Genomic DNA, 12,662 nt, shown 5'->3' on the forward strand with positions numbered 1-12,662 from the left:
TCAACAGTGCGGCGTCATCCCGTATTGAGGGCGCGACGGTACTGGATCGCTTCGGCAATATGCGCCGCCTGGATGGCAGGCGCGCCGGCCAGATCAGCGATGGTGCGCGCCAGCCGCAGCACGCGGTGATAGGCCCGGGCCGACCACTGCAGGCGGACCATGGCCTGCTGCAGCAGTTGCGCGCCCTCGGCGCCGGGTTCGCAATACCGGTCCACCGCGCCGCCGCTCAATTGGCTGTTGGGCATGCCCTGGCGTTGCCATTGCCGCTCGGCGGCGGCCGCCACCCGTGCGGCGATGGCGTCGCTGGATTCCCCCTGGCCAGGCGCGCCCAGCTCTGTGGGCGTCAGCGCAGCCACCTGCAATTGCATGTCGATGCGATCCAGCAGGGGGCCGGACAGGCGTTGCTGGTAGCGCTTGACCAGCTCGGGCGTGCAGCGGCAGCGCCCGGTCGGGTCGGCGTAGAAGCCACATGGGCAGGGGTTCATGGCCGCGACCAGCTGGAAGCGCGCCGGAAACTCCGCCTGGCGCGCCGCCCGTGAAATGACGATGTGACCCGACTCCATCGGCTGGCGCAGCACATCGAGCACGCTGCGCGGGTATTCCGCGATCTCGTCCAGGAACAGCACCCCGTGATGGGCCAGCGAGATCTCGCCCGGGCGGGGCGTGCCACCGCCACCGACCAGCGCCACGGCGGAGGCCGTGTGATGTGGAGCGCGATAGGGGCGCTGTTTCCAACGGGCGCTGTCGAAGTGGCCGGCCAGCGATTGCACCGCCGCCGACTCCAGCGCCTGTGCTTCGCTCATGGGTGGCAGGATGCCGGCAAAACGCGTGGCCAGCATCGATTTGCCCGCACCGGGTGGCCCCACCAGCAGGATGCTGTGCCCCCCGGCGGCCGCGACCTCCATCGCCCGCCTGGCCCGGAGCTGTCCCTTGATATCGCTGAAATCGGGATAGGCCGGGCGCCTGCCCGCTGCCCCGGCCCCGGTGGCGCCTCGATGGCGCTGCAGGCGGCCGCTCTCGTCGCGGGCGCTGAAATGCGCGCATACATCCAGCAGCGACGCGGCCGGAAGGATGGTCGCCTGCTGCACCAGCGCCGCCTCGTCGGCATTGCCGGCCGGCAGGATGAAGGCAGGTTGCCTTCCGTCCGACTCCGCGGGCTGCTGCATGGCGCAGGTCATCGCCAGTGCGCCGCGGATCGGCCGCAACTGGCCCGACAGCGACAGTTCGCCGGCGTATTCATAGTCATCCAGATGGTCAGAGGGAATCTGCCCGGAGGCCGCCAGGATGCCCAGGGCGATCGGCAGGTCGAAGCGCCCGGATTCCTTGGGAAGGTCGGCAGGCGCCAGGTTGACCGTGATGCGTCGCGCCGGGAATTCGAACCGCGCATTCTGCAGCGCCGCCCGGACGCGGTCCTTGGCTTCCTTCACTTCGGCTTCGGGAAGACCGACGATGGTGAAGGATGGCAGGCCATTGGCCAGATGCACTTCCACCGTCACCGGTGGGGCGGCCATCCCGGCCAGCGCGCGGCTGCGCAAGACCGCCAGGCTCATCGCAACGAGCCCGGCAGTGTGCTGGAAGGGAAAAGGGGAGGGGGAGGAAAGGAAGAGAAGGTCGTCGCCAGGGTCATGGGGTCTGTTTTTGCTGAGCCTCAAGCTCGGCAACACGCGCTTCCAGCGCTTCCAGGCGGGCGCGGGTCTTGGCCAGCACCTGGGCCTGGATGTCGAATTCCTCGCGCGTGACCAGGTCCAGCTTGGCAAAACCCTGGCTCAGCATGGCCTTGACGTTCTTCTCGATGTCCTTGGCCGGAGAATTCTCGATCGCCTTGTTGATCTTGGATTGCAGGTCTTCAAAAAATGGGGGCTTGTCCATGTCGGATCTCCTTGGCAGATAGCTAAGCTGCAAGTTTAGCGGTTTCGCAGCCATCCTCAAAACGCGATGCCCTGATGAGACCGTTTTTTTGCGAGCGGGTGCCGGAAAGTGAAGAATTTTCCTTCAGGAAATGCGCCGACTTGGTGACTTTGGCTTCGCCCCGGGCCCACGCACCAAAATGTGTTTGCCTCGTTTGACGCAGGATTATCAAAAAGCAATCAATATCGCACCACAGTCGTGCATTTTCGCTTCCGATGCACTATTTTGAAGCTGGTGTCGAAAAAAATCGTTGCAAATCTCCGCTTTACAGCAAAAACACAAGTCTGCCTTGCCGAAAGGACATGGCACGGCTCCTGCTACATGGTTTGGGCAAAAGACTAAAAGACTTAACTGTTAAACACAAACCAGAGGGAAAGTCATGAAGAAACTGATTCTTGCAACAGCCATCGCAGCATCCTTCGTTTCTACCGTGGCCCGTGCAGAGGACGCCAAGCCAGACAATGAATTGAGCTTCAACGCTGCGGTCGTGAGCGATTACCGCTACCGCGGCCTGACCCAGACGCGTTTCGACCCCGCCCTGCAGGTTGGCGCTGACTACACGCACAACCCGACCGGCCTGTACGCCGGTACCTGGCTGACCAACATCAAGTGGATCAAGGACGCGGGCGCACTGACCGGTACCGATACCAAGGGCAATGTCGAATGGGACATCTACGGCGGCAAGCGTGGTGACATCGGCGGCGGCTTCACCTACGACGTCGGCGGCCTGTACTACTACTACCCGGGCAACACCCTGGCCAATGCCGGCCTGAAGAACGCCAATACCTTCGAACTGTATGGCCAGATCGGTTACGGCCCGGGCTACTTCAAGTATTCGCAATCGCTGACCAACCTGTTCGGCGCGGTCAACAGCAAGTACAGCCAGTACTACGACCTGGGTGCCAACTTCGAGACCTTCTATGGCGTGATGCTGGGTCTGCACGTGGGTCACCAGAACGTGCGCGGTAACCCCAACGAGGCCAGCTACACCGACTGGAAGATCGGCCTGTCCAAGACCTTCGACGAAGTTGCCGGCATCACCCTGGGCGTGGCCTATGTCGGTACCGACATGAAGGATGGCTTCGCTACCACTCCGGCATCGGACGGTGCCAAGAACGTCGGCAAGAACGGCGTCGTCGTCTCCATCAGCAAAACTTTCTAACAAGAGGTTCGTATGAAACTGATCACTGCGATCATCAAGCCGTTCAAGCTGGACGAGGTGCGTGAAGCCCTCTCCGCGATCGGTGTGCAAGGCATCACCGTGACCGAAGTCAAGGGCTTCGGTCGTCAGAAAGGCCATACCGAGCTCTATCGTGGCGCCGAGTATGTGGTCGATTTCCTGCCCAAGACCAAGATCGAGGCAGCGGTGGACGACGCCATCGTCGAGCGCGCGCTGGAAGCCATCGAGACCGCAGCCCGCACCGGCAAGATCGGTGACGGCAAGATCTTCGTCCAGGATCTGCTGGATGTGATCCGTATCCGCACCGGCGAAACCGGCAAAGACGCTCTGTAAAAAAAGGGGAATTCTAATGAGCATGAAGAAAATGTTTTCCGGCGCGCTCGCCATTGGCGCGCTGCTGTTTGCAGTAGGTTTTACTGCCCCGGCCCAGGCGCAGGACGCGCCCAAGCCTGAAGCTGCGGCCACCGCCGCTGCCCCGGCTGCTGCCGCTCCGGCTGCACCCAAGGCTGAAGCTGCCGCTCCTGCCGCTGCTGCTCCTGCCGCCCCGGCGGCCGCTGCCGCCGCACCTGCACCGGTGCCCAACAAGGGCGATACCGCCTGGATGCTGGTCTGCACCGCCTTCGTCATCCTCATGACCCTGCCGGGCCTGGGTCTGTTCTACGGCGGTCTGGTGCGCAGCAAGAACATGCTGTCGGTGCTGATGCAGTGCTTCATGATCTTCTCGCTGATCTACATCCTGTGGTTCGTGTACGGCTACAGCATCGCGTTCACCGAGGGCGGAGCATTCTTCGGCGGCTTCGACCGACTGTTCCTGCATGGCCTCACGGGTGACTCCAACACCGGTACCTTCAGCAAGGGCGTGGTCATCCCCGAACTGGTCTTCGTGGCCTTCCAGGGTGCTTTTGCAGCCATCACCGTGGCGCTGATCATCGGTTCCTTCGCAGAACGCGTGAAGTTCTCCGCCGTGATCCTGTTCTCGATCCTGTGGTTCACCTTCTCCTACCTGCCGATGGCCCACATGGTCTGGTTCTGGCCGGGTCCGGACGCCTTCACCGACGCTGCTGCCGCTGAAAAGGCGACCGCGATCTCGGGCTGGCTGTTCCAGAAGGGCGCGCTGGATTACGCCGGCGGCACCGTGGTGCACATCAACGCCGCTATCGCTGGCCTGGTCGGTTCCTATGTGATCGGCAAGCGTATCGGTTTCGGCAAGGAAGCCTTCAAGCCGCATAGCCTGACCCTGACCATGGTCGGTGCCTCGCTGCTGTGGTTCGGCTGGTTCGGCTTCAACGCCGGCTCCGGTCTGGAAGCCAACGGTGGTGCTGCCCTGGCCTTCGTCAACACCATCCTGGCAACTGCTGCTGCCGTGCTGTCCTGGAGCTTCGGCGAATGGATCGGCAAGGGCAAGCCCTCCATGCTGGGTGCTGCTTCGGGTGCTGTCGCCGGTCTGGTGGCGATCACTCCGGCGGCCGGCTTCGTGGGCGTCATCGGCGCCGTGGTCATGGGCCTGCTGGCTGGCCTGCTGTGCCTGTGGGGCGTGAGCGGTCTGAAGAAGCTGCTGGGTTCGGACGACGCGCTGGACGTGTTCGGCGTGCACGGCGTGGGCGGCATCCTGGGTGCCATCCTGACCGGTGTGTTCGCTGCACCGAGCCTGGGCGGCACCGGCATCTACGACTACGTCGCCAATGCCGTGGCACCGGACTACTCCATCGGCGGCCAGGTCTGGATCCAGTTCCAGGGCGTGCTGACCACCGTGGTGGTCTCGGGTGTGGTTTCCTTCATCGCTTACAAGATCGTCGACGTCGTCATCGGTCTGCGTGTGACCGAAGAGGAAGAACGCGAAGGCCTGGACATTTCCAGCCACGGCGAGTCGGCCTACCACTAAGCATCAGCTGTAACGAGTCTGCAGTATTCCTTCGGGGCTGGAAACGGCCTCTTTATAAGGCGCCTTCGGGCGCCTTTTTTCATTTTCCGGCCGCCGGGAAGAGACTGGTAAGTGAAGATTTCTTCATGGTAATGCTGCAAGTGATGCGCTTTTGCATCGCCGCGCAATAATTCCCGACTATTTGACTCGGGCTCTTTAAAATACCTTCATCATCGCCATCTGGAGTCTCCCAGCCACGCCCATGCAGCGACCGTGGCCGGTCCGGGGGCGTGGCTGAAATGGCAACAGCGCAGCCCGGCGGGCTATACCGCGTCGCAACACGGATGCAGGAATCCGCTAAAATCGTCACTCGCTGCCGGCATTTACATCTCGTTAAGGTTTTTTATGGTCCCGCATCTCGTCACCGCTCTGAATGGTCCCCTGCTGGAGCTGGAGAAGAAAATCCTGGGCGCCACGCCGGCCATCGAACGCTGGTTCCGCATGGAGTGGCAGGAACATACGCCGCCGTTCTATTGCTCGGTCGATCTGCGCAACGCCGGCTTCAAGCTGGCGCCGGTCGATACCAACCTGTTCCCGGGCGGCTTCAACAACCTGTCGCCGGAAATGCTGCCGCTGGCAGTGCAGGCGGCCATGGCCGCCATCGAGAAATACTGTCCGGATGCGCGCAACCTGCTGCTGATCCCGGAAAACCAGCCCGGCAATACCTTCTACCTGCAAAACATCGGCCGGTTGATGCAGATCTTCCGCCAGACCGGCCTGAACGTGCGCCTGGGGACCCTGGCGCCGGGCGTGACCAAGCCACAGCACATGGAGTTGCCCGACGGCACCCAGATCACCCTGGAGCCGCTGGAGCGGTCCGCCAATGGCCGCCGCGTGGGCCTGAAGAATTTCGATCCCTGTACGGTGCTGCTCAACAACGATCTCTCCATCGGCATTCCGTCGGTGCTGGAGGGTCTGCACGAGCAGAGCGTGCTGCCGCCGCTGCATGCCGGCTGGGCGATGCGCCGCAAGAGCAATCACTTCGCTGCCTATGATGAGGTGGTGAAGAAGTTTTCCAAGATGGTGGAAGTCGATCCCTGGATGCTCAATCCGCTCTTCGCCAAGGTCAGCGACATCGATTTCCAGGAAAATACCGGTACCGACGCGCTGGCCGACAGTGTGTCCTCGCTGCTGTCGAAGATCCGCAAGAAGTACAAGGAATACGGCATCAAGGAGCAGCCCTTCGTCTTCATCAAGGCCAATGCCGGTACCTACGGCATGGGCATCATGACGGTCAAGGACGCCAGCGAGATCAAGGATCTCAACCGCAAGCAGCGCACCGGCATGCTGGCCGGCAAGGAAGGGCTGGAAGTGTCGGAGGTGATCGTGCAGGAAGGCGTGCATTCCTTCGAGCGCATCAACCAGGCCGTGGCCGAGCCGGTGGTCTACATGATCGACCGTTACGTGGTGGGCGGTTTCTACCGCGTACATGCCGACCGTGGCGTGAACGAGAACCTCAATGCGCCCGGCGCGCATTTCGTGCCGCTGGCCTTCGCCCAGCAGCACGCCCTGCCGGACATGCACGCCAAGCCGGGGACGGCCGCGCCCAACCGTTTCTACATGTATGGCGTGGTGGCGCGACTGGCGCTGCTGGCGGCATCGGTGGAGATGGAAAAGACCGATCCCAACCCGGAAGTTTATTAATATCGGGCCTGCGCCAGGCCCAACAGGACACCCGTCTCATGAAAATCGCTTTCCTCGCCGATCCTCTGGACACGTTCAAGACGTACAAGGATTCCACCTTTGCCATGATGCGCGAAGCCGCGCGCCGTGGTCACGCCATCTATGCCTTCGAACAGGGCGACCTGGTGCTGGAAAGCGGGCTGGTGACCGCCAATGCCTTCAAGGTGACGCTGACCGGCGATGCCGATGACTGGTACCGGGCCGACAAGCCGGCCTCGGCCTTCCTCTCCGAGTTCGATGCGGTGATCGTGCGCAAGGACCCGCCCTTCGACATGGAGTACATCTACACCACCTACCTGCTGGAGCTGGCCGAGAAGCAGGGCGCGCGCGTGTTCAACAAGCCGGCGGCCATCCGCAGCCACAACGAGAAGCTGGCCATCGCCCAGTTCCCGCAATACACCGCGCCGACCCTGGTCACGCGGGATGCCAAGCGTCTGCGCGATTTCCACGGTGAGCACCAGGACGTGATCCTCAAGCCCCTGGATGGCATGGGTGGCATGGGCATCTTCCGCGTCAAGGCCGACGGCATGAACCTGGGCTCCATCATCGAGACCCTGACCGACAACGGTCAACGCACGATCATGGCGCAACGTTTCATTCCTCAGATCAGCGCAGGCGACAAGCGCATCCTGTTGATCGGCGGCAAGGTGGTGCCCAATGTGCTGGCACGCATTCCGCAGGGCAACGAGGTGCGCGGCAACCTGGCCGCCGGTGGTCTGGGCCGTGCACAGCCGGCATCGGCGCGGGATATCGAGATCGGCGAAGCGCTGGGTCCTGTCCTGTATGAACGTGGCCTGTTGCTGGTAGGATTGGACGCCATCGGCGACTATCTCACCGAGATCAACGTGACCAGCCCGACCTGCTTCCAGGAAATTACCCAGCAGACCGGGTTTGACGTGGCGGCGATGTTCGTGGACGCGCTGGAGGCAGCCGCAGGGGCAGCAGAAGCAACAGGGTCGGTCGGATAATGGGATCGGCAGAGCATGACGGGCTGCTCGGGGAAAAGCGCGTCGCATCAGATGGCAACAAATCCATGGTTGGTATTCTTCTCTTGACGCACGCCCCGCTGGGGCAAGCTTTCCTGGCCGCCGCAACGCACGTCTTCCGCGGCCGTCCCGAACGGATGGAGGCGATCGACGTGATCGCCGACCAGAACCCGGCGGAGGTGCAAAAACTCGCCATCGAGGCGGTAGGTCGCCTCGATGATGGCAGCGGTGTGCTGGTCATCACCGATGTCATGGGCGGTACGCCCTCCAACTGTACGGGCTTCCTGTGTGGTCTGGGCAACGTCCAGGTAATCGCAGGCATCAGCCTGCCGATGCTGCTGCGAGCGCTGACCTATCGCAATGACACGCTGGATGTAGTGGTTGAAATGGCGCTGGCCGGAGGCCAGAATGGTGCAGTGCGGATCGACAATCGCATCCGTGTGGCAGCCTCGGCCTGATCCATCGTTGTGACCGTAGTGGACCGCGGTCGCGGACGGCGCGCGCCAACAAGATAAAAACGAAAGCGGAACATGATTCAAAAAGAACTCGAAATCGTCAACAAGCTTGGCCTGCATGCCCGTGCTTCGGCCAAGTTCACCCAGCTGGCCGGCAAGTTCAAGTGCGAAGTCTGGCTTACCTTCAACAAGCGCCGCGTCAATGCCAAGTCCATCATGGGCGTGATGATGCTGGCCGCCGGCAAGGGCAGCATGGTGACCCTGGAAACCAATGGCGCCGACGAGCAGGAATGCTTCACGGCGCTTGAAGCGCTGATCGCCGACAAGTTCGGCGAAGGCCAGTAATCCTCCCCGACCGCGCCCGCGGTTTTGCGCCGCAACATCGCGGCGCGGCTGGAATGCTTCTTGCGATGTGAGGATCGTCACGTACATGTTGCGTGACGTGAAACAATATTTACCCCCAGCTGCCTGTCACCCTACCCCGCCGCGATGTCCCCGGTCGCGATTGCCAAACCGCTATTTGTTCGGTAACTTGCTCCAGGCTACCGCGCGCTGGCAACACGGCGGACTATAAGAACACAGGCAGGAGATACGCGATGGCTTCTTTCAGCTTACATGGAATCGCGGTGTCGCAAGGCATCGCCATCGGACGCGCGCACTTGATGGCGCCGGCCGCACTGGACGTCAAACATTACCTGATCGCGGCCGACCAGGTCGAAGCCGAGATCGCGCGCCTGAAGGGCGCCGTCAAGGCGGTGCACCAGGAACTGCACACCATCCGTTCGGAACTGCCCAAGGATGCGCCGCCGGAACTGGGCGCCTTCATCGATGTGCATTCGCTGATCCTGTCGGACCCGATGCTGGCCGAAGTGCCGCAGGACATCATCCGTCACCGCTACTACAACGCCGAGTGGGCGCTGGTCACCCAGATCGAGGAATTGTCGGCCCAGTTCGACGAAATCGAGGACCCCTACCTGCGCGAGCGCAAGGCCGACATCCAGCAGGTGGGCGAGCGCATCCTCAAGGTCATGACCGGTAGCGCCAGTCATCTTCCCCCCACCGGGGAAGCCGCCGCCAACATCATCGTGGTGGCGCACGACATCTCGCCGGCCGACATGCTGCAGTTCCGCGGGAATGCCTTCGCCGGCTTCGTCACCGACCTGGGCGGGCCCAATTCGCATACCGCCATCGTCGCCCGCAGCCTGGCCATTCCGGCGGCCGTGGGCATGCATAACGCCTCGGTACTGGTCAAGCACGACGACGTGCTCATCATCGATGGCGATGCCGGTGTGGTCATCGTCGATCCCTCGCCGCTGGTGCTGGCGCAGTACCGTGCCCGCCAGGAGCGCCTGCTGCGCGAGCGCAAGAAGCTCTCGCGCCTGAAGAAGACTCCCGCCATCACCCAGGATGGCGAACCCGTCACGCTGCTGGCCAACATCGAATTGCCGGGCGATGCCGCGCCGGCCTTCGAGGCGGGGGCCATGGGCATCGGTCTGTTCCGCTCCGAGTTCCTGTTCATGGGGCGCGCCGGGCATCTGGAGAAATTCCCCTCCGAGGATGAACAGTGCGAGTCATACAAGCAGGTCGTCATCGCCATGAAGGGGCGGCCGGTCACCATCCGTACGCTCGACGTGGGTGCCGACAAGCCGCTGGACGAGGATGAGGAAACCGCCCTGAACCCGGCCCTGGGTCTGCGCGCCATCCGCTATTGCCTGTCCGAGCCGCAGATGTTTCTCACGCAGCTGCGCGCCATCCTGCGTGCTTCCGCGTATGGGCCGATCAAGCTGCTCATCCCGATGATGGCGCATGCCTTCGAGATCGACCAGACCCTGGCGATGATCGAGCAGGCCAAGCAGCAGCTGCGCGATCGCAAGCAGAAGTTCGATGAGGACATCCCGGTGGGCGCCATGATCGAGATTCCGGCGGCGGCACTGGCACTGCCCCTGTTCATCAAGCGCCTGGACTTTCTCTCCATCGGTACCAACGATCTGATCCAGTACACGCTGGCCATCGACCGTGTCGACCACGAAGTGGCGCATCTCTATGACCCGCTGCATCCGGCCGTGCTGTTCCTGCTCTCGACGGTGATCGCCCAGGGGCGCAAGGCCGGCATTCCTGTGTCGGTGTGTGGTGAAATGGCGGGCGACCTGAAATGGACGCGCCTGTTGCTGGGCATGGGCCTGCTGGAATTTTCCATGCATCCCTCGCAGATCCTGTCGGTGAAGAACGAGATCCTCAACAGTGACCTGCGTCTGCTGGAACCACAGGTCAAGAAGGTCTTGCGCGCCTCCGAACCGTCCGCCATCAGCGCGGCCATGGCGCAACTGCAGGCCCTGCACGCCGAAGTGCCGGCGGTCGAAGCCAAGGTGGCAAGGCGACGCTGAGCTGCGCCGCGTTGGCCGGGCAGGGTCGTTTGACGGGCCTGCCCGACTTGGGTATTCTTACGCCACTGCGCCGATTTGAACGGTTTGACCAACTTCAGCTTGCGGGCGCCGGGATCCTGATCCCATCTAAATGCGGCTAAAGCGAGCTTGGATCAGCAGTTCTTCCCAAGACCAGCCCCAGCCCCATCGATGAGTGAGCCCGCAAGCATTGCTTCCGGGCTTTTTTGTTGCCCGTGACCAGCGCTGCGAAGACGGGCTCCAGCTCATTCCGGCGAAGCGACCGCCAGCCCTGATCCACAAGGATCACCTGGCGCCGAGTCACTTACGCAGAAACATCATGTCGATCGGAATCGTATCGCCCCAGGTCATGCATTTCGACCAGCCCCTGCCGCTACAGAGCGGCGCCGCGCTGGCCGATTACTCGCTGACCTATGAAACCTACGGCACCCTCAATGCCGACAAATCCAATGCCGTGCTGGTGTGCCACGCGCTCAATGCGTCCCACCATGTGGCCGGCGTCTATGCCGACGACCCCGACAACGTCGGCTGGTGGGACAACATGGTCGGCCCCGGCAAGTCGCTCGATACCGACCGCTTCTTCGTCATCGGCGTGAACAACCTGGGGTCCTGTTTCGGCTCCACCGGCCCCATGCACCCCAATCCGGCCACCGGCCAGCCCTACGGTGCCGATTTTCCGGTGGTGACGGTGGAAGACTGGGTCAATGCCCAGGCACGCCTGGCGGACCGTCTGGGCATCGATTGCTTTGCCGCCGTCATGGGCGGCTCGCTGGGCGGCATGCAGGCGCTGGCCTGGAGCATGATGTACCCGGATCGCCTGCGTCATTGCCTGGTGATCGCCTCTACCCCCAAGCTGTCGGCCCAGAACATTGCCTTCAACGACGTGGCGCGTCAGGCCATCCTGACCGATCCGCAATACCATGGCGGCGATTTCTATGCGCATGGCGTGGTACCCAAGAACGGTCTGCGGGTGGCGCGCATGGTGGGTCACATCACCTACCTCTCGGATGACGACATGGCCGAGAAATTCGGCCGCGACCTGCGCTCCGGCCAGTACCAGTTCGGCTACGGCGTGGACTTCGAGATCGAGTCCTACCTGCGTTACCAGGGCGACAAGTTCTCTACCTACTTCGACGCCAATACCTATCTTCTGATCACCAAGGCGCTGGACTATTTCGACCCGGCGCGTGAATTCGGCGGCGACCTGGCCAAGGCCTTCGCCCGCACACGGGCCAGGTTCCTGCTGGTGTCCTTCACCACCGACTGGCGTTTCTCGCCGGAACGCAGCCGCGAGATGGTGCAGGCGCTGGTGGCCAACAAACGCCGCGTGAGCTATGCCGAAATCGACGCGCCGCACGGGCATGACGCTTTCTTGCTCGATGATGCGCGCTACATGAAGGTGGTGCGCGAATACTACGCCAGCATCTGGACCGAACTGCAGCAGGAGGGCCGCGCATGACTTTCGAACAATTGAGCGCGTTGCGCCCCGATCTGGCCTTCATCGCCCACTGGGTGCGTGAGAAGTCGCAGGTGCTGGACCTGGGCTGTGGCGATGGTGTGATGCTGGATTATTTGCAGACCGACAAGGGCTGTTCCGGCTATGGGGTGGAGATCGATGATGCGCAGATTCCCAAGTGCGTGGCGCGCGACGTCTCGGTGATCCAGCAGGACCTGAATGGCGGCCTGGCCATGTTCGAGGACAATGCCTTCGATACCGTGCTGTGCCTGTCGGCGCTGCAGATGGTCAAGGACGTGGAAGGCACGTTGCGCGAGATCGCCCGGGTCGGGCGTGAGGTGACGGTGTCCTTCCCCAATTTCGCCTACTGGCCGCACCGGGTGGCGCTCTTGCGGGGGCGCATGCCGGTCTCCAGAAGCCTTCCCTACCAGTGGTATGATACGCCGAACCTGCGCTGCGCCACGATCAGGGACTTCGAGGCGCTGGCCAACCAGGTCGGGCTGGAAGTGCTGGAATGCGTGGCCTTGAAGGACGGCAAGCCGGTACGCTACCTGCCCAACTGGCGCGGCAGCCTGGCGGTGTTCAGGTTGCGCAAGAAATAAGCGCTCAGCTTCACATGCCCCGCAGACGCCGGTCCGGCAGCGCCCCATCGCTGGCCTCCGGCGTTTTTT

Annotated in this window: 12 protein-coding genes; 10 read left to right on the forward strand and 2 right to left on the reverse strand. The window is 62.6% G+C overall.

The annotated features are described in order from the left end of the window. Positions 1-14 precede the first annotated feature (14 nt). Together HBH1_RS19790 and HBH1_RS19795 are read right to left on the reverse strand one after the other, a co-directional pair. Positions 15-1,550 carry a YifB family Mg chelatase-like AAA ATPase gene (locus tag HBH1_RS19790; RefSeq protein ID WP_102664091.1) on the reverse strand — a complete coding sequence of 512 codons (1,536 nt, stop codon included), beginning with the start codon at positions 1,548-1,550 and terminating at the stop codon, positions 15-17. A 73-nt stretch (positions 1,551-1,623) separates the two neighbouring features. Continuing rightward, on the reverse strand, positions 1,624-1,869 hold the full coding sequence (locus tag HBH1_RS19795; protein ID WP_006713294.1) for an accessory factor UbiK family protein: 246 nt from the start codon (positions 1,867-1,869) through the stop codon (positions 1,624-1,626). Between the two features lie 418 nt (positions 1,870-2,287). Here HBH1_RS19795 and HBH1_RS19800 point away from each other — a divergent pair, with 418 nt between their 5' ends. The 10 genes from HBH1_RS19800 to metW all read left to right on the forward strand — a co-directional run bounded on the left by HBH1_RS19800 (position 2,288) and on the right by metW (position 12,593). Further along, positions 2,288-3,070, forward strand: coding sequence for a TorF family putative porin (locus HBH1_RS19800; RefSeq protein ID WP_102664092.1), 783 nt, complete (start codon positions 2,288-2,290; stop codon positions 3,068-3,070). A gap of 12 nt (positions 3,071-3,082) precedes the next feature. After that, the gene (locus HBH1_RS19805; RefSeq protein ID WP_006713297.1) at positions 3,083-3,421 is read left to right on the forward strand and encodes a P-II family nitrogen regulator; all 339 of its coding nucleotides are present in this window, start codon (positions 3,083-3,085) and stop codon (positions 3,419-3,421) included. A 16-nt stretch (positions 3,422-3,437) separates the two neighbouring features. Continuing rightward, entirely contained in the window at positions 3,438-4,970 is a 1,533-nt protein-coding gene (locus HBH1_RS19810; RefSeq protein WP_102664093.1) for an ammonium transporter, read from the forward strand. A gap of 384 nt (positions 4,971-5,354) precedes the next feature. Continuing rightward, positions 5,355-6,653: a glutamate--cysteine ligase gene (gene gshA / locus HBH1_RS19815; protein ID WP_102664094.1), complete on the forward strand. Its 1,299-nt coding sequence runs from the start codon at positions 5,355-5,357 to the stop codon at positions 6,651-6,653. 38 nt (positions 6,654-6,691) lie between these two features. Beyond that, on the forward strand, positions 6,692-7,660 hold the full coding sequence (gene gshB / locus HBH1_RS19820) for a glutathione synthase (RefSeq protein WP_102664095.1): 969 nt from the start codon (positions 6,692-6,694) through the stop codon (positions 7,658-7,660). Further along, positions 7,660-8,136, forward strand: coding sequence for a PTS sugar transporter subunit IIA (locus HBH1_RS19825; RefSeq protein WP_102664096.1), 477 nt, complete (start codon positions 7,660-7,662; stop codon positions 8,134-8,136). The genes gshB and HBH1_RS19825 overlap by 1 nt, the downstream gene beginning before the upstream one ends. Positions 8,137-8,208: 72 nt before the next feature. Then, positions 8,209-8,478 carry an HPr family phosphocarrier protein gene (locus HBH1_RS19830; RefSeq protein ID WP_006713306.1) on the forward strand — a complete coding sequence of 90 codons (270 nt, stop codon included), beginning with the start codon at positions 8,209-8,211 and terminating at the stop codon, positions 8,476-8,478. A 251-nt stretch (positions 8,479-8,729) separates the two neighbouring features. Continuing rightward, a complete protein-coding gene (gene ptsP / locus HBH1_RS19835; RefSeq protein WP_102664097.1) occupies positions 8,730-10,517 on the forward strand; it encodes a phosphoenolpyruvate--protein phosphotransferase in 1,788 nt (595 codons plus the stop codon). Between the two features lie 337 nt (positions 10,518-10,854). After that, positions 10,855-11,994, forward strand: a complete 1,140-nt coding sequence (locus HBH1_RS19840) for a homoserine O-succinyltransferase MetX (protein ID WP_102664098.1) — start codon at positions 10,855-10,857, stop codon at positions 11,992-11,994. Beyond that, positions 11,991-12,593: a methionine biosynthesis protein MetW gene (metW, locus tag HBH1_RS19845; protein ID WP_006713312.1), complete on the forward strand. Its 603-nt coding sequence runs from the start codon at positions 11,991-11,993 to the stop codon at positions 12,591-12,593. Before HBH1_RS19840 ends, metW begins: the two co-directional genes overlap by 4 nt. Positions 12,594-12,662 lie beyond the last annotated feature (69 nt).

The organism is Herbaspirillum sp. BH-1 (assembly GCF_002870055.1).
GTDB classification, from domain to species: Bacteria; Pseudomonadota; Gammaproteobacteria; order Burkholderiales; family Burkholderiaceae_D; genus Herbaspirillum; species Herbaspirillum frisingense.